This window comes from Pararhizobium mangrovi (assembly GCF_006516965.1).
Lineage (GTDB): Bacteria > Pseudomonadota > Alphaproteobacteria > Rhizobiales > Rhizobiaceae > Pararhizobium_B > Pararhizobium_B mangrovi.
Map to the genome: position 1 here is coordinate 96,159 of NZ_VHLH01000008.1, position 16,471 is coordinate 112,629.

Genomic DNA, 16,471 nt, shown 5'->3' on the forward strand with positions numbered 1-16,471 from the left:
ACCGCATGGTTTGCCGATGGCGCTTCGGGTGCGGGTGGAGTCTAGTCCATCTTTCAAACGTTTTGAAAGGCCTTCGCGCCCGTACTTCCGTCAATTCCGCCGAACGATGCAGAAGCCGCCGGATGCAGTGATGCTCCGGCATACCTGAAGGGCCGCGCTGCGGCTGTCCCGGCCGATGCGCACCGTGTAGCGCTTCCGGTTTCCGAAGCTCGCATTGTGCCCGGGCACGATAAGCGGATCTTCGCCGTCCAGCACCTTCGGGAAGCTGTCCTTCACCGTGGTAAAGATACGGCGCGCGCTCGCCGGCGTCGATGCAGCGCCGATCTCGGCCCCCCACGGCTTCCAGTCGGGGGCGGGGGCGAGCGAAGGCAGGCTGCGCGTGTTGGCGAGGTCGAGGCAGGCCTGAAGGAACGGCTTCTTCTTGTCGAGGCGGTAGTCCGCATCGTCCTTCGGCTTGGCGTCGGCCCATGCGGTGACCGGAAGGCCGGTGATCGTCAGCACGTAGTTCTGCGTCTCGGCCGGCACGGGCCGGGCGTCGTCGACGAGGGGGCCGATGCGCGCCTCGCCGGCATTGTAGCCGACGGCCGCCAGGCCGAGATTGCCGTAGATGCGGGTCATCTCGCTCAGATAGGCCGCCGACTTCGCCAGCGCGTCGGCGGGATTGAAGCTGTCGTTTAGGCCGCGCAGCTTCGCCGTCGAGGGGATGAACTGGGCGATCCCCTGCGCGCCCTTCGGGCTGAGCGCGTTCGGATCGAAGCGGCTTTCCTGCCAGATGAGCCGCGCGAAATACCCGGGCGGCAGGTCGTGGCGACGCGCCAGCGCCTCGATCGCGTTGCACAGATCCTCGTAATAGTGCGCCTGGGAGATGCACACCGGTACGGCGCCGAACCGCTTGGTCGTGTCGACATGCTCGCAGGTGATCGTATCGGACGATTTACCGCCGTCCTCGTCGGCTGCCGATGCAGGCTCCGCGAATAGGCCCGCGAGCGCCGCGAGGAGGGCGCAGAACGTCGACAGGACGGGGCGGACGGTCATCGTCATCGCCGCATCATGTGTCGCCGGCGGTTAATGTTTCAAGTCGAAAGATGCACGCCTGGGTGGCTGCCTCAGCCAAGCCCCGCCACGGCGATGAGGGCGAAGCTCAGCGCGACGATGACGAAGAGGGCCGCGACCACGCCGAGGGTCACGCGACCGCCGGCCCTGGCGACGGTGCGCACATCGACGCCGAGACCGAGTGCCGCCATGGCGATGATCGTCAGCGCCGTCGCGACGGTGTTCATTGGCTGGCCGACGGGGGCCGGTATCCAGCCGAGCGACCGTACTCCGGCAAGGACGACGAAGCCGATCACGAACCACGGAACGAGCTTGTGCAAAGGCGGAAAGCCGCTGGGCTCGCCGGCTTCGCGCCGCTCGCCCTTTTCGGCAAGATACGGCGCGACGAGCGAAAGCACCACGCATACCGGGCCAAGCATGACGACACGCACCAGCTTGACCAGCGTCGCGGTCTTGACGGCGACCGCGCCGAGCGGGGCAGCCGCCGCGATCACCTGAGGCACGGCGTAGACGGTCAGCCCGGCCAGCGCACCGAATTGCAGGCCGCTCATGCCGGCGGCGATGCCGATGAGCGGCAGGCCGAGCACGACGACGACGCCGAGCACGGCGGTAAAGGCGATCGAGGCGGCAACTTCTTCCGAATCGGCACCGATGACCGGCGCGATGGCGGCGATCGCGGAATTGCCGCAGATCGCGTTGCCGCAGGCGACCAGCATCGCCATGCGCCGGCCGAGGCCGATCAGCCGGCCGATCGCGAATGCGGCGGCGATGGCGATGGCGACGACGGCGACGATGCCGACGAGCATGCCCGTGCCGAGCGCGAGCACCGTGCCGGCACTGACCGATGCACCGAGAAGTACCACGGCGATCTCGAGCAGGATCTTGCCGGAAAAGGCGATGCCGGGCTGCCACCGCTGCGAAGGCGTCCACAGGCTGCGGATCGCCGTGCCGAGCAGGATCGCGATCACCAGCGTTTCGAGCCACGCCTTGCCGAAAAGGCCGACCTCCAGCCAGGCAAGACCGGCTGCGGCGAGTGTGACGACGACGCTGAGCGCGATGCCCGGAACGAGATCGGTGAAGGCAGTGGCCATGCGCGTGGCGACGTTTGTCGTCGGCGCGGTGGTGGCGGCAGAGTTGGAGATAATTGCCATGCCGACCAAACTGGCAGGTGGAAACCGTTCCTTCCAACGGATAGTTTTGCACGTTTCGATCGATCTTATCGAACGATTAGCGCAGCCATCCGGCTTTGTGGTACCATGCTACGGTTTCGCCAAAGCCATCGCGGAGCGTGCGCGCCTTCGTGCCGGGCGGCAGGTCCGCGGGCGAGACCGACCAGTCGGGATGCAGCATCTCCCGCACCTTGCCGGGGGAAAGCATGGCGGCGGTCCGGAAAAGGCGGGCACCGGCACCGGCGCCCCAGCCTGCGGTGCGCATGGCCAGTGCCGGCACCCGTACGAAGCGGGTTCGGCGGCCCTGCGCGCGGCCGGCCTCGTCAAGAATGGTACGCATCGAATAGCCGGCCGGTTCGGCATCGGCGAGCGCGAACGTTCCTGCTGTCCGCAAGGCGGCGAGCCCGGCGATCGCCTCTGCCGCATCGCCACCGTGAAGCAGCGCGATGCGTTCGTTCCCGTTCGTGAAGAGCGGGGTCACGGGCAGGCGCGCGGCCTTGAAGAAGGCGAGCGTCGCACGGTCGTGCGGACCGTATAGCGCTGGCAGGCGCAGAACGGTCAGGCGATCGGCAGGCAAAAGCCGTCGTGCCTCCTCTTCGCCCCGCCGCTTGCTCGCGGCATAGGCGGAAAGCTGCGGCTCGCGCGCGGCAAGGCTGGAAACGAGCAAGACATGCGCATGCGGCGCATGGGCCAGGCAGGCTCTGGCGAGCCGGGCGGTACCCTCGGCATTGACGCGGTCGAACTCGGCCGCGCTGCGTGCGCTCGTCAGACCCGCGGCATGCACGACAATTTCGGCGTTTCGCACGAGCGCAGCGAGCGCTTCGTCGTCGGTGAGGCTGCCGTGCACCAGTTCGACGTCCGGCCGGAACGCCGCGCCGGAACGCGACAGTGCGCGAAGGTACCAGCGATCGGGCGAAAGCGTTTGAAGAAGATGCGTGCCGAGAAAGCCGGTCGCGCCGGTGATCGCCAGCGTCGCGCCCGCGCCCTCAGCCAACGGCGCCGGCGGTCTGCTCCGCTTGCATACGGCGAAAGAGCTCGCGGGCGCCGGCACGGCTGAGCTTGCCCGACGAGGTGACGGGCAGGGCACGTGGCTTGACGAGAACCGCTTCGACCACGACGCCGTGGCGGCTGCGCAGCGTGTTCGCCACGGCTTCGGCCAATTCTGCACGCGCCGTCGGCTCGCTCGCGCGGCATTCGACCATGGCGATCGGCCGTTCGCCGGTCTCGTCCTCGTAGGAAAAGACCGCGACGTCGCCGCTCTTGAGCCCGGCGACCTCGGCTTCCGTCGTCCATTCCAGATCCTGCGGCCAGATGTTTCGGCCGTTGACGATCATGAGGTCCTTGGCGCGGCCGGTGACGACGATCTCCTCGCCCGCGAAGTAGCCGAGATCGCCGGTGTCGAGCCAGCCGTCCTCGGCGAGCACGGCACGCGTGGCCTCGTGGTTGCGGTAATAGCCCTTCATCAGGCTCGGGCCCCGTGCATGGATGCGCCCGATCGCGCCCCCTTCGAGCGAGGCTCCGTCGGTGTCGCGTATCTCGATCGCGTGGCCCGGAAGGGGCGGGCCGCAGCGCACGAACCGTCGCGCATGGCCGTCGATACCGGGAAGCACGCGATGATCCTCGAGGGCGGTACGGTCGACCGCCTCGACGCGGATGCCGGCATCGAGCGGCGCGAAGCTCAAGGCCAGCGACGCCTCGGCCATGCCGTAGCTCGCGACGAAGCTCGATGCGGAGAACCCCGCCGGTGCGAACGTCTCGGTGAAGCGCTCCAGCACGTCGGGCCGGATCATGTCCCCGCCGATCCCGGCGGCACGCCAGCGGGAAAGGTCGATACCGTCGATCGGCGCGCTCGCCGCGCGGCGGGTGCAAAGGTCGTAGCCGAAGCTGGGGCTATAGGAGATCGTGCCGCCGTTGCGGCTGATGAGGTCCAGCCAGAGAAGGGGACGGCGGGCGAAGTCGCGCGTGGCGAGATAGTCGCAATCGAGCCCGGCGATGAGCGGCGTCAGCACGAAACCGACGAGGCCCATGTCGTGGTAGAATGGCAGCCAGGAGACGCACCGGTCGTCGTCGCCGATTGCGAGCCCGTGGCGGATGATGCCCTCGGCGTTCGCCATCAGGGCGGCCTGCGTGACGGCGACGCCGGTCGGAAAGCGCGTGCTGCCGGAGGAAAACTGCAGGTAGGACAGGTCGTCGGGCGCGGCGTTCGGCAAGGAGATCCCGTCGGCTGCCGGAGGCAGGTCGTCGAGCGTTCCGACGATCGCCATGTCGCGGTCGACAAGCCCTTCCACGAGCCACGGTGCGAGCGATTCCGGCGCGAAGGCGCCGGCGGCGTCGGCCTGCTCGATCATGCGCCGCGCCTGTTCGAGATAGACCTGTTTCCCGGCGAAAGCGGTCGGCAGCGGCATCGGCACGGGCACCAGCCCGGCATACTGGCAGGCGAAGAACGCCCGCACGAAATTCGCGTCGGTCTCGGCGACGAGCGCCACGCGATCGCCGGGCTTCAGACCGGTCGTCAGCAGCTGATGCGCGAGTGCGAGCGCCTCGGTGCGCAGGGATGCGTAGCTCAGGCTTTCGTTCAGCTTGCCGCGGCCGGAATAGAAATGGAAGCCGCGTTCGGTCCGGGCGGCGGCATCGAGCGCTTCCGGCAGGGTCGCTCCGATCGCCCGCGTCAAACCGGTTCGCGCTTTTGGAAAAGATTGCAGGTCCATGGCGTTTCTTGTCGCTCTTGAAAGATCGCGGCTAGCAAGCTTCACCGGCAATGGCAACCGGAATGCATGCACGGACCGTCAAGACACCTCTTTCATGGCGCGATCACGGCGTGCCTGTTGCACGACTGCGCCGAGTTGCATGAAAAAGAGCACGATCGCCGCCAGAAGCGTGGTGGAGCCGACGCCTTCCAGGCCGTAGCCGCGCATCGCCGGGAAAAGGACGGCAAGGTAGGCCGCCGTCGATACTGCGCGCAGGACGAGCGCCAGCGTTGCATGGCCGGTGGAAACGAGCATCGGTTCCAGAGGCAGGCCCCAGATGCCGACGATGGCCGCCCCGAACAGCCAGAGCATGACCATCTTCGCATCGGCATAGGCCGGCCCGAAGGCAAGCGCGATCAGATGGCCGCCGAAGAGGACGAGAACGAGGAGGGCGAGCGTGCCGATGCCGCCGGCGACGAGCGAGATGCGCAGCGCAAGCAGCCGAAGCGCGCGCGTCGCGCCTTCCGAATAGAGCCGGGCGAGCTCGGGATAGAGCACCGGCGTCATCAGCTTCGCCGGTCGTGCGGCGGCCGTGCTCACTTGCCGTGCAATGCGGAAAAGGCCCGCGTCGTGCGCGCCGAAGAACGCGCCGACGGCGAGCGTCGCCGCGCGGTTCGTCACCACGCCGAGCGTGGAGGACAAGTTGATGCTCCAGACGAAGCGCCAGATGCCCGGCATGTCCGCGCCGAGCCGGCGCCCGCCACCGCGCACGAGATCCAGAGACCCGTAATGGCGGTGGAAGAGGTGAAGCGCGAAGGCCGTCGAAGCGAGGAAGGAGGCGAGCGTCGAGACGTACCATACGACGAGGAACCAGCCGAGCCCGCCGCCGAGACCCCATACGGCGAGCGAGCCGACGAGCCGGATCACCGCGCCGATCGCGCCGGGAGCGGCGTAGAGGTCGAACCGGTCCATCAGCCGCAGCACGCCGCCGGAGAAGGTGGATGCGGTGAAGAGCACCGATGTCGAAAACGCCATGCCGACCGGCAGGAGATCGGAGGGCCAGCCAAGGGCGCCGGCGAAGAAATAGGCCGCGATAAGCGCGACGATCGTCCCACCAATGCCGGCGAGCAGATCGAGGAACACCGCGAAGCGAATGGCATGCCGGAAATCGCCGATGCGTCCTTCGCGAAAGGGCGTCATGCCGTACTGTACGACCACCTGCCACGACTTGAATTCCGCGACGTCGCCGACCGTCTGGGCGTAGGCACTCACGAGGGTCAACAGACCGAACTCGGTGACGCCGAGCGAGCGCGCGGCGATCGCAAGGTAGGCAAGGCTCAGGATCGCGGTGACGGTGCGCCCGCCGACGAGGAACGAGGCGTTGCCGAGAAGGGCGCGAACACCACGCCCGCCACCCGTCGCGCCGTGCCGGAAGATGCGCTTCACGGCCGAACCGCTTCCTCGACCCGCCGGGCGATGCCCGATCTGTCGATCGCGTCTGCCGGAAGGTGCCTGTCTTCGCAACGTTTCCCCGTCACGCGGCGCTCTTTTCCTTCAGATAGCGCACGATCGTATCCGCTCCGCGCGGTGCCGAGTCCGTCTCGGGCTCGATGTCGTAGGTTTCCGCGACATAGGCCTTCTGCGCCTCGAGTTTATCCGGATGGGTCGTGACCGCCCGTTCGAGTGCGGCGCCGAGATCGCCGGCGCCATGGGCCACTTCGCCGAGGTGCCAGGCGCGATAGTTCTCGTCATCCTGCCAGTCGAAGCGGTTGGGGTTCAGGAAGACCATCGGACGCGGTCGCAGCAGGAACTCTGCCGTCTGGCTCGAAACGTCGCCGAGATAGATATCGGCGCCGAAGGTGTAGGTCATGTCGATCGAGTTCGTGCTGCCGAGGTCGATGCGCATGTGGTCGAGCTTCATATAGCGCTCGAAGGGCTCGTACTTTTCCGGGCGGGGCGGATCGAAGAGCCTGAGATGGGGTGCGAAGACGAGGTTGTAGCGCGTGCTTTCGGCGAAGAAGTCGAGCACCTCGAAGCCGACATGCGGCCAGGAGGAGAGCGAAAGCCAGAAATGCGGGTTGTAGACGACGGTCGGCCGGTCGTTGTCGAAGAGCGGCGGCCGTTCCGACTCCATGCGCCGGACGAGGTCGAGCTTGGCGTAGCCGCCGATGCCGTAGTCGCCCGGCCTCGTGTTGCCGAGCTTGAGGTGGCGTTCGGCGAGCTTGCGGCCGGGCAGGAGGATGAAATCGAACTGCCCGACATTCGACTGGTAGCCGCTCGCCCGGTCGCCCGGTCCATGGCCGGTCCATACGAGCTGCGTGCCCTTCATGTCGAACTTGCGCAGGAAGAGCGTCGTGCGCTCCGGCACGACGATCGCGTCGAAGCCGCGCAGGTAGGAAAGGTTCATGAGAAGCGTGAGCTTCTTCGGTGGCACGGTGTTCCCCCGTGCGCGCAGGATCGTGCGCGCGGGCGGCGGCAGGCGAAGCCTGTGGAACGTCACGTCGGCGTCGGGATAGAAGCGCGCGAGCTCTTTCATGTAGTCCAGGCTGGCGTCCATCGCGGCGGCCAGATGAACCTCCACATCCTTGTGCCGGCGCGCCATTTCCATGGCGATCGGAAGCGTATGCAGGATCTGGTGGCGTTGCGCGAGATAGACGAAGACGATGCGCACGGGCGGCCTGTCCGGTTCGTTCGAAGGCGCCGCCGAACGTGGATCTGGCTCCCGCAAGACGGCATGAGGCGCCCGCGATAGGACGCCGTGCGTCGCGCCGCAAGTCCCTCGCGAGTGCGGTCGCCGTTCTACACCGGCAGCTTCGGCAGGTCGAAGACGACGGGGGCAGCCTCCTCGATACCGCCTTCGGACGTGACGGAGCGCAGCGCCGTGACCGCGCGCCAACCGGCCGCACCGCCGCGGGAAAGCCGGATCCGGCGCCACGAACCGGCATGCTCGTGGTGACCGGTCGCGATGCTCATCGACGGCACGCCGAGGACGGGCACGGGACCGCCGTCCGCGTCGATCGTCGAAACCAGATCGGCGTGCAGATGGCCGTGAAGCACCATGTGCACGCCGCCTTCGGCGATTACGCGGGCGACCGCGTGACGGTCTGTAAGTGCCTTGCGCGCCGGGCTCAGGCCATCGACAGGGGGATGGTGAATGAGCACGACCCGGCAGCGCTCTTCGAGCGGTGTGGCGAGCAGGCTTCGAAGCCGGTCGAGCTGCGTGCGCCCCACGCGGCCGGAAGCAAGGAGCGGAGCGGTCGCGACAGCGCTCGACACGCAGACGAGATCGACCGGGCCGATCCGTCGGACGTAGGGAAAGATTTCGTTCCCTTCGCCGAGCCATGGGCGCCAATGGTGCCGCAGCGTTTTCGCGGCGCCACGTACCAGCGCGTCGTGATTGCCGGGTACGAGCGCTACGCGCTCCGGGGCCGCAAGGCGGCAAAGCCAGGTGGCGGACGCGGCGAATTCGCGTTCCATGGCGAAGTTCACGAGGTCGCCCGTCACCGCGAAGCCGTCCGGTGCTGCGGCCTGGCAGTCGCGGCGTATCGTCTCGGCGACCGCCGGATCGTGGAGGGTCTCGCGTCGCCGCCGCCAGCTCTGCAGCGTCAGGAAGCGCTTGCCCAGGCATTCGCCGAGCTTCGGCAAGGCGCACGAAAGGTGCGGATCGCTGATATGGGCAAGCGTGATCGCGCCTTGCATCGGCGTCCCCTCCATGCGCCTTCGCATGCCGGATGGCGCACGGTTAGGCGTTGCACCCATAGGCCATGCTCTATATGCCGGCAACGCGCGTTCGTCGTGCGGTTCTTCCATGCAATGCCGGATACGGATCTCCCGATGAAGGCCATCATTCTATGCGCCGGGCAGGGGCGTCGCCTCATGCCGCTTACGGCCGAAACGCCGAAATGCCTGCTCGACCTTTCCGGTCGCAGCGTCCTCGAATGGCAGTTGCACGCGCTGGCAGCGGCCGGCGTGGAAGAGGCGATCGTCGTCACCGGTTTCAATGCGGGCAAGGTCGAAGCGGCGCTGGCGCGGACTACGGCCGGGATCGCCGTGCGCTCGATCCACAACCCCTTCTATGCCGTGGCCGACAACATGGCGAGCTGCTGGGTGGCGCTCGGCGAGATGCGCTCGCCATTCCTCGTTCTCAACGGCGACACCCTCATCGAGCCGGCGCTCGCCCGCCGTGTGGTCGACGGCCCGGTCGATGCGCCGATCACGGTGACGATCGACCGCAAGGAAGCCTACGACGACGACGACATGAAGGTTCGCCTCGACGGCGATCGGTTGAGCGCGATCGGCAAGACGCTCGAAGCGCCGATCGACGGTGAATCCATCGGTTTCCTGCGTTTCTCCCCGGAAGGCGGCGCGCTTTTCGCCGACGAGGTCGCGCGCAGCCTGCGCGCCGAGGGCGGCCTCAAGCTGTGGTATCTGAGCGCGATCGACCGCATCGCCAAGGCGGGTCATCCCGTGGCGGTCCGCTCGATCGAGGGGCTCGAATGGGGCGAACTCGATTCCGCCGACGATCTCGCTTTCGACCGCCGCATGACGGATGGCTGGCGCGAACGCGAGTTTTAGAGCGCTTCCGTATAAACCCGAAGGGCTCCAAAACGCGGCGTCAGCCCGCGAGCCGGCGCACCAGTTCGAGGTCGGCCGGCTTGTCGACGTCGATCGCGCTTTCCCCGAACGGCATCTCCACCACACCGAGCGGACAACCGGCCTTGCGGCCGAGCCGTTCGAGCGCTTCGGCGAGGGTCAGCCGGCCGGCCATATAGGCGGCGACGGCACCGGGCCCGAGCATGCCGAACAGCTTGACCGGGTTCTTGCGATGCATCTCGATCTTTTGCCAGAGGTCGACGACGCCGATGGCCCGGTCGTCCGAGAGATAAAAGAGGTTGCAGCCCGAAAACCGACCGTCGGCGAATTTCAGGTAGGTGCGCTGCGTCTCCGGCACGGCCCGCTCGATCGTCTCGGCGCGTGCGAGCGCGGCGACAACGCCCGCATTCGGCAGGTTGGCAAGGAAATGGTCGACCCATTCGCGCTTCAGCAGCGCATGGTCGGCCGTCGTGACCAGCAACGGTGTACCGAGCACGTCGAGGGCGGCCCGCACGCTCGCGCTCGGGCTCGTGCTCGCGGCGACGATCTCGAAACGGGGATCGCCAACGACCGATGGATCCTCGATCGAAACGGCGATGCGTCCCACCCGCTCGCTCGCGGCAAGCGCTTCGCCGACGCGCGCGAGCATCGGCTTGCCGGCGATGTCGATCAGCGCCTTGTGGGCGACGCCGGCATGTTCGGCCAGCGGATCGCCGCCCGGCCGCGAACCGGCGAGGACGAGCGCGGTCAGCGGCTGCGCCGTCACGCGAGCGTCTTTTTGTAGAGCCGATAGGTCTTGTAGGGCTTGCCGCCGCTCAGCGATTCGCCGAGATGGCGCATCGGCATGTTGTCCTCGAGCACCCAGGACATCTCGATGCGGCGAATGCCGCGCTTCATCGCCTGCTCGCGGATCTGGTTCATCACCAGGAAGGGCAGTAGGCTGCCGAGCGCGGTCTCGGAGATCTTCTTGCGGAAGCCCATCAGCGGCACGCGGCCGGTGGCGACGCCCGAAACCTTGAGCCGCCACAAGAGCTTCGTCCAGCCGAAGGGAGCGATGCGGCCACGAAGGTCGCGTGTTGCTTCGTTGAGGTTCGGCAGGCATACGCCGAAGCCGACCGGCTCGCCGTCGACCTCGACGATGGGCACCATGTCGGCTTCGAGAAGCGGCTTCATCGCCTTGGCGAGCGCTTCCATCTCGTCCTTGGCGAAGGGGATGAACCCCCAGTTTCCCGACCATGCATCGTTGAAGATATCGACGATGGAGGCGAGGTCGCGATCGTAGTTCTTCTGGTCGAGCGAACGAAGCTTCACGTTCTTCGGCGGTGGCCGCTTCTGCACGCGCTCGATCCATTTCGGCGTGTGTTCGTCGGCGTTGTAGAGATAGGCGTGGACGTCCTTCAGCCGGCCATAGCCCTGTTCCTCGATCCGGGCACCGGTATAGCGTGGATTGTGGCCCATCATCAGCATCGGCGGCGTGTCGAAGCCATCGACCAGCGTGCCGATCTCCTCGTTGATCGACAGGTCGAACGGGCCCTGCACGCGGGCGAGGCCCCGTTCGCCGAGCCATGCCTCCGCCTCGTCGAAGAGGGCGGCGAAGACGGCCGGGTCGTCCTTGGCCATCACCATGCCGAAATGGCCGATGCCGGGAATGCGCCGGTCGTCCTGCGCCGAGATGCGCCCGACCGGCTTTCCGTCTTCGAAGGCAAGCCAGAAGGCGACGTCGGCATAGTTGAAGAAAGGGTTCGTCTTCGCCGAAAGCGACTGGCGCCGTTCGAGCTTCAGCGGCGCGACGTAGTTCGCGTCGTCGGCCATCAGCCGACCCGGCAGCTCGATGAACGCGTCCATGTCGCGGCTCGTTTGCACGCGGCGAATCTTGATCAAGGCATGATCTCCGATGCTTGGGGTAATGATTCCGAGGAAGGACGGTGCGATCTCGGCATGCGTGTGAGCCATGCGAGCCGGGCGATGGCGAAGAGCGAGAAGACGACGAGCGGCCCCCAGGAGGCAAGCACGGGATCGGCGACGCCGCCCCGGGCGATCGTCGCGCCGAGCCCGTCGACGAGCATGTAGAAGAGACCCGCCCCGAGGCTGACGAGGAAGCCGCGACCCATCACCGTCTGCCGCGGATTGGTGAGGATCAGCGGCGTGGCGATGAGGAGCATGGGGAGATTGGCGAGCGGCGCCGCGAAGGCGCGCTGGACCGCCGTGCGATAGACGGACGGTGCCGCCGTCGCCGGCAGGCGACCGGAAAGCACGCCTTCGGCGAGACGAGCCGAGACGTGGCCCTGCGGCGTCAGCGCTTCCATGATGCTCGCCGGTCGCAGATGCGTTTGCCACGGACCGTCGGCGGGATGCGTCTGCGATTGCGTCTCGCGCGGCCAGGCCGTGCGCTTCGCGCCGGAAAGGTGCCAGTTTCCCGCGTCGTACGCGGCATGCTCGGCGACGACGCGCGACCCGACGATCGACTGCGCGTCGCGCTCGAAGATCGTGACGCCGCCCAGTTTTCGTCCCCCGTCTTCGACGTGCTGAACGGAGACGACATTGCCGTCCACCTTCAGCCACACGGGTTCGTTCGCCCGGGCGCCCGGGTCGGAAAGGTGGTTCGCCCACCATTGCGCGACATGCTGTTCGGCGGGCTGCGTCAGGCCTTCGAGGACGGCGAAATGCACGAGTGCGAGGCCGATTGCCGCCGGCAGCAGGCAAACCGCGACGCGGCCGGGCGAAAGGCCGGCGGCGCGCATGGCGGTCGCCTCGTTGTTGCGCGCCAGGATGCTGACGACGAAGAGCGTCGCGATCAGCGTGCCGATCGGGATCAACTGGTCGAGAAGCGTCGGCAGCGTCATCACCAGATAGAAGGCGAAGCCGCCGATGCCGGTGCCGGTTTCGAGGATGTTGTCGGCCGTATCGAAAAGGTCGACGACCTGACCGATCGCCGCCAGCATGAGCGTCACGCCGAGCGCGGCGCCGAAAAGCCTGCCGCTGAGATAGAGCGTCAGCGTCTTCATGCGGTTCGGCCGAGCCCGGTGATGCGACCGGCAAACGCGGTAATGCCGGTCTGGAGCCCGCTGACCATGCGCACGATCGGTGCTTCCACCGGCTGGTCCTTGCTGGACTGGAAGAGCCAGATGCACAGCGCGGCGAAGACGACGAAGGGCGCCACCACGATCGGCGTCGTGTAGGTCGCGCGTGACGCGCCGAGGTCGGTCGCGAACTGCAGGGCGTTGTTGAAGGTGACGAGCACGATCGCCGCGAAGACGAGGCCCGTCGTGCGCGAGCCGCGCCGGCCGGCGAAACTCAGCGGCACGGCGAGCAGCGGCAGAAGCGGCAGGGTGAGCGCGCGCACCAGCCGGTCGGCGAGTTCGGCCTTGAGGGCGGCAGGCTTGAGGTCGCCATCGCCGCTTGCGATCCGTTCGACGAGTTCGGGCATCGTCAGTTCCCGTTCGCTCTCGCCACGCGCGCGATAGGTCGTGAGGTCGAGATTGAACTGCGTGCCGTAGGTCAGGTTCTTGAAGCGCAGCGTGCCGGTCGCTCCGGACTGGGCGTCACGGATCGTGATTCCGTCCTGGAGAAGCAGCGTCAGGTGCTTCTGGTCCTTCGAAAGCTCGAGCGTGCCGGTGCGTGCCGAGGTGATCTCCGTCCCGCTCGGCCGCTTGCGCTGGATGAAGACCCCGGTCAGCCGGCGGCCCGATGTGTCGACCCTGTCGGCGGTGATGGTGATGCCGTGTCCCGCGTCGATGAAGGTCGCCGGCGGCACCTTGGCATCCCAGCCGGCTGCCGCCGTATAGAGCAGCCGGTGATAGTCGTAGCGTGTGACGGGGTTGAGGAAGCCGTAGAGGATGACGCTCACGACCATGAGGACGCAGCCGAGCGCCACGAAGGGCATGCAGATGCGGCGGATGGATACGCCGCTCGCCATCAGCGCGTCGAGTTCCGAGCCGTCGCCGAGCCGGCTCATGGCGACGAACACGGCGACGAAGAAGGCCGCCGTCAGCGCAAGGCTCACATAGTGCGGTACGAGGCTTGCCGTCAGCGCGACGAGCAGCCAGTAGGGCGTGCCGCCGGTCGCCGAGAGCATGTCGACGAGGCGCAGCACGCGCTCGAGTAGCAGCGCCGCCAGCACGACGCCGAGCGAGAGCGCCAGCGGCTTGCCGGCGAGCCCGATCAGATAGCGGTCGATGACGCCAAGGTGGCGGCTCATGAACGTTCCGCGGCCTTCCTCACGAAGCTTGCCAGAGACCGGCGAGCTGCGAGCGCATGTCTTGCGCCGCCGCATCGTCCGGCGCGACCGCGGCATCGAGCGCGGGCGGGCCCGGCCAGCCGGCATCTGGAAAGGCGACGCCGGCATGCGTACGCTCGCCTTCGTAGCGCGGCAGGACGTGAAAATGCACGTGCGGGTCGACCATCATCAGCATCAGATAGTTGATGCGCTCGTAGGCGACGAAGGCCTTCAGCATGGCCTCGATCCCGGTGATGGCGTTGCGCATGTCGGCATGCGCCGCTTCGCCGATTTCGGAGAAGGCGAGCGCCTCCTCCTTGCAGATCAGCACCAGCGAACCGAGCGTCGGCTGTTTCGCACGAAGCTGGATGCTCCAGAACTCCGTCTCGGCGACCACGCTGTTCGGATAGCCGAATTTCGTCATCGTCGCGTTTGGCATGGCCGTCTTTCCGCCGGTTCGAAGCTGTCACGGCTTATTCAATCTCACCGGGCAAGGCTAGGGTCCGGCCCCATTTATCTTGCCCGCGGGGGCGTCGGCGGCTATGTGCGGGCGCTGCGAGCGAGGGTGCGCATGCATCGCTCGCCGATGGCATCACGCCGCCTGGGTACCGAACAACCGACAAAGGGGACGAGATTTTGGCACGTGCCGCCGAAGCCGGCAAAAACGCGAACGGCGAAGGCCGGACGAAACCGGTCGCGGTCCTGACCGGCGAAGCGCCGGTGCATCTCTGGGGCATGACCTCGCGCGAACGGCTGCGGCGCTCGCTGGCGCTGGTCGGCGTCGAGACGGTCGACGGCGCGAACGAGGCACGGGGAAGGCCGGTCGTCCTTCTGCGTGGCGACTGGATCTTCGACCAGCGCCTCGTCGCCGCTCTCGTCGACAGTCCTCAAACCCTGCTCGTCGCCGATGACGGATCGGCCGTCGCGGCCCATGTCGATGCTGCCGCTGCCGGGAACGTCGCCGATGCGCTTGCCGAAGAGCGGGCAATGCCCGAAGGCCTGACCCGGAAGACACCGGCGACGCTTGCCGGCGCCTACGAGAACAAGCTGCGCAAGCGCGAACCGGCCTTTCTCATGCGCCTGACGCCGGAAAGCGCCGATGCGATTCGTGCGCGCACGTTCCGGGGCTCCTACAAGGGCGTGACGGATTTCGTCACCAAGCACGTCTGGCCGAGGCCGGCGCAGCTCGTCACCGGCTGGTGCGCCCGTTTCGGTATATCGCCGAACCAGGTGACGTGGGCGAGCCTCGTTCTCGTCCTCCTCGCCTTCGCCCTGTTCTGGACGGGGCATTACGCCGTCGGTCTCGTCGCCGCATGGATCATGACCTTTCTCGATACCGTCGACGGCAAGCTCGCCCGCGTGACGCTGACCTACAGCAAGGCCGGCGACGTGCTCGACCACGGTATCGATCTCGTCCATCCCCCGTTCTGGTGGTGGGCCTGGATCGTCGGCTTGCCGGCTGCGGGGTTCTCGCTCGCAGCACCCGGCTGGACGCTCGCCGTGATCGTGATCGGCTACGTGGCGCAGCGTCTGGAGGAAGGCGCCTTTCTTGCCCTCTTCGGCATCGAGATGCATATCTGGCGCCGCTTCGACAGCTGGTTTCGCGGTATTACGGCGCGGCGAAACCCCAATCTCGTTATCCTGACGGTGCTTTCGCTCTTCGGCCGTCCCGATATCGGGATCGTCCTCGTCGCGATCTGGACGGCGCTGTGCTTTCTCGTCCATCTTGCCCAAATCCTTCAGGCTTCGGTCGCGCGCAGACGGGAACCGATCAGGTCCTGGCTGGCGGCGTAAGGCCGGCCCCGTGCGGATCGGCATCGTCTACAACCCCAAGAGCAGGCGTAATCGCGGCCGTCCCGTGCCGGACGGGGAAGGGCTTGCCGGTTCGCCGGCGTTGCGTGCGCCTGCCTCGCACGAAGACCTTCTCGACGTGCTCGATGAATTCGCCGCCATCGGCATCGACTGTCTCGCCATCGACGGCGGCGACGGAACGATCCGCGACGTTCTGGGCGCGGCGGTTCCACGGTTTGCCGAGATGCCGGCGGTGGCACTGCTCGATTCGGGTACGACGAACGTCATCGCCCGCGATGTCGGAGCTTGGGGACACGGAGACCGCGCGCTCGAACGGCTGGTGCGAACGGTTTTGGAAGGTGCCGGCGCGAATCGCCGCCGCCATCTGATCCGGGTCGATGATGGACAGGTGTGCCGCTTCGGCTTCGTGCTCGGCGCCGGCGCCTTCCGCCGCGCGGTGGCACTTTCGCATACGGGCGTGCGGGCAGGCTTCGGCCAGAGGCTGAAGACGGGGGCGGCGCTTGCCGGTGCGCTCGGGTCGGTATCGTTCGGCCGCGAGCGCGCGCTCTGGCGTGCCGGTACGCCGATGACGCTCGACCGTGACGGACGGGAGCGGGGCGAGCCGCGTTTCATCTTTCTCGCGACGACGCTCGAACGCCTGATGCTCGGCATCTATCCCTTCTGGGGCGAGGGCGAGGGGTCGTTGCGCTACCTCGACGTGGCAGCGCCGCCCCACCGTCTTGGCGCCGCACTTGTGCCGGTTCTGCGCGGACGCCCAAGGCGCTGGATGGAAGATGCGGGCTATCGCAGCGGTCGCGCCAACGGGTTTTCCCTTGCGATCGACGAACCGTTCGTGCTCGACGGCGAAGAGTACGAACTGGGAAGAAACGGCCGTATCGATGTCGCGGCCGGTCCGCACGTGACGTTTCTCGTGCCATAAGCACGGTAGCGAGCGCGCCATA

General features: G+C 67.2%; 15 protein-coding genes. 3 read left to right on the forward strand and 12 right to left on the reverse strand.

Features of this window, described 5'->3' with window-relative positions; translation table 11 throughout:
* Positions 1 to 90: 90 nt before the first annotated feature.
* The 7 genes from FJU11_RS06595 to FJU11_RS06625 all read right to left on the reverse strand — a co-directional run bounded on the left by FJU11_RS06595 (position 91) and on the right by FJU11_RS06625 (position 8,608).
* Entirely contained in the window at positions 91 to 1,035 is a 945-nt protein-coding gene (locus FJU11_RS06595; RefSeq protein WP_181408069.1) for a lytic transglycosylase domain-containing protein, read from the reverse strand.
* A 71-nt stretch (positions 1,036 to 1,106) separates the two neighbouring features.
* Complete coding sequence (locus FJU11_RS06600) at positions 1,107 to 2,195, reverse strand: YeiH family protein (protein ID WP_407946670.1); 1,089 nt, start codon at positions 2,193 to 2,195, stop codon at positions 1,107 to 1,109.
* A gap of 85 nt (positions 2,196 to 2,280) precedes the next feature.
* The gene (locus FJU11_RS06605; protein ID WP_181408070.1) at positions 2,281 to 3,216 is read right to left on the reverse strand and encodes an NAD-dependent epimerase/dehydratase family protein; all 936 of its coding nucleotides are present in this window, start codon (positions 3,214 to 3,216) and stop codon (positions 2,281 to 2,283) included.
* Positions 3,209 to 4,930, reverse strand: coding sequence for a fatty acyl-AMP ligase (locus FJU11_RS06610; protein WP_141166241.1), 1,722 nt, complete (start codon positions 4,928 to 4,930; stop codon positions 3,209 to 3,211). Before FJU11_RS06610 ends, FJU11_RS06605 begins: the two co-directional genes overlap by 8 nt.
* Before the next feature lie 78 nt (positions 4,931 to 5,008).
* A complete protein-coding gene (locus FJU11_RS06615) occupies positions 5,009 to 6,355 on the reverse strand; it encodes a lipopolysaccharide biosynthesis protein (protein WP_181408071.1) in 1,347 nt (448 codons plus the stop codon).
* Between the two features lie 88 nt (positions 6,356 to 6,443).
* Positions 6,444 to 7,580 (reverse strand): sensor domain-containing protein, encoded by a 1,137-nt coding sequence (locus tag FJU11_RS06620; RefSeq protein ID WP_141166243.1) that lies wholly within the window; start codon positions 7,578 to 7,580, stop codon positions 6,444 to 6,446.
* 128 nt (positions 7,581 to 7,708) lie between these two features.
* The gene (locus FJU11_RS06625) at positions 7,709 to 8,608 is read right to left on the reverse strand and encodes a metallophosphoesterase family protein (protein WP_181408072.1); all 900 of its coding nucleotides are present in this window, start codon (positions 8,606 to 8,608) and stop codon (positions 7,709 to 7,711) included.
* 135 nt (positions 8,609 to 8,743) lie between these two features.
* Between FJU11_RS06625 and FJU11_RS06630 the strand changes: the two genes are divergently transcribed.
* Entirely contained in the window at positions 8,744 to 9,484 is a 741-nt protein-coding gene (locus FJU11_RS06630) for a phosphocholine cytidylyltransferase family protein (protein WP_141166245.1), read from the forward strand.
* Between the two features lie 40 nt (positions 9,485 to 9,524).
* Here FJU11_RS06630 and FJU11_RS06635 read toward each other — a convergent pair whose 3' ends face one another.
* Genes FJU11_RS06635 through FJU11_RS06655 form a run of 5 tightly spaced genes read right to left on the reverse strand, consistent with a single transcriptional unit; the run spans position 9,525 to position 14,157 of the window.
* Positions 9,525 to 10,268: a nucleotidyltransferase family protein gene (locus FJU11_RS06635; RefSeq protein WP_141166246.1), complete on the reverse strand. Its 744-nt coding sequence runs from the start codon at positions 10,266 to 10,268 to the stop codon at positions 9,525 to 9,527.
* Entirely contained in the window at positions 10,265 to 11,383 is a 1,119-nt protein-coding gene (locus tag FJU11_RS18445; protein ID WP_235890852.1) for a GNAT family N-acetyltransferase, read from the reverse strand. Before FJU11_RS18445 ends, FJU11_RS06635 begins: the two co-directional genes overlap by 4 nt.
* Positions 11,380 to 12,507 (reverse strand): LptF/LptG family permease, encoded by a 1,128-nt coding sequence (locus FJU11_RS06645; protein ID WP_141166247.1) that lies wholly within the window; start codon positions 12,505 to 12,507, stop codon positions 11,380 to 11,382. Before FJU11_RS06645 ends, FJU11_RS18445 begins: the two co-directional genes overlap by 4 nt.
* Positions 12,504 to 13,700, reverse strand: coding sequence for an LptF/LptG family permease (locus FJU11_RS06650; RefSeq protein ID WP_181408074.1), 1,197 nt, complete (start codon positions 13,698 to 13,700; stop codon positions 12,504 to 12,506). Before FJU11_RS06650 ends, FJU11_RS06645 begins: the two co-directional genes overlap by 4 nt.
* 19 nt (positions 13,701 to 13,719) lie before the next feature.
* Positions 13,720 to 14,157, reverse strand: coding sequence for an HIT family protein (locus FJU11_RS06655; RefSeq protein ID WP_141166249.1), 438 nt, complete (start codon positions 14,155 to 14,157; stop codon positions 13,720 to 13,722).
* Positions 14,158 to 14,354: 197 nt separating this feature from the next.
* Here FJU11_RS06655 and FJU11_RS06660 point away from each other — a divergent pair, with 197 nt between their 5' ends.
* Both FJU11_RS06660 and FJU11_RS06665 read left to right on the forward strand, forming a co-directional pair.
* Positions 14,355 to 15,512 (forward strand): CDP-alcohol phosphatidyltransferase family protein, encoded by a 1,158-nt coding sequence (locus FJU11_RS06660; RefSeq protein ID WP_235890854.1) that lies wholly within the window; start codon positions 14,355 to 14,357, stop codon positions 15,510 to 15,512.
* A 10-nt stretch (positions 15,513 to 15,522) separates the two neighbouring features.
* Positions 15,523 to 16,449 (forward strand): diacylglycerol/lipid kinase family protein, encoded by a 927-nt coding sequence (locus FJU11_RS06665; RefSeq protein WP_181408075.1) that lies wholly within the window; start codon positions 15,523 to 15,525, stop codon positions 16,447 to 16,449.
* The last annotated feature ends 22 nt before the right edge of the window (positions 16,450 to 16,471 follow it).

Coding starts and splice junctions, on each gene's coding strand:
- FJU11_RS06595 (WP_181408069.1), bottom strand. CDS start 1,035: ATGACCGTCCGCCCCGTCCTGTCGACGTTCTGCGCCCTCCTCGCGGCG.
- FJU11_RS06610 (WP_141166241.1), bottom strand. CDS start 4,930: ATGGACCTGCAATCTTTTCCAAAAGCGCGAACCGGTTTGACGCGGGCG.
- FJU11_RS06625 (WP_181408072.1), bottom strand. CDS start 8,608: ATGCAAGGCGCGATCACGCTTGCCCATATCAGCGATCCGCACCTTTCG.
- FJU11_RS06630 (WP_141166245.1), top strand. CDS start 8,744: ATGAAGGCCATCATTCTATGCGCCGGGCAGGGGCGTCGCCTCATGCCG.
- FJU11_RS06645 (WP_141166247.1), bottom strand. CDS start 12,507: ATGAAGACGCTGACGCTCTATCTCAGCGGCAGGCTTTTCGGCGCCGCG.
- FJU11_RS06650 (WP_181408074.1), bottom strand. CDS start 13,700: ATGAGCCGCCACCTTGGCGTCATCGACCGCTATCTGATCGGGCTCGCC.
- FJU11_RS06655 (WP_141166249.1), bottom strand. CDS start 14,157: ATGCCAAACGCGACGATGACGAAATTCGGCTATCCGAACAGCGTGGTC.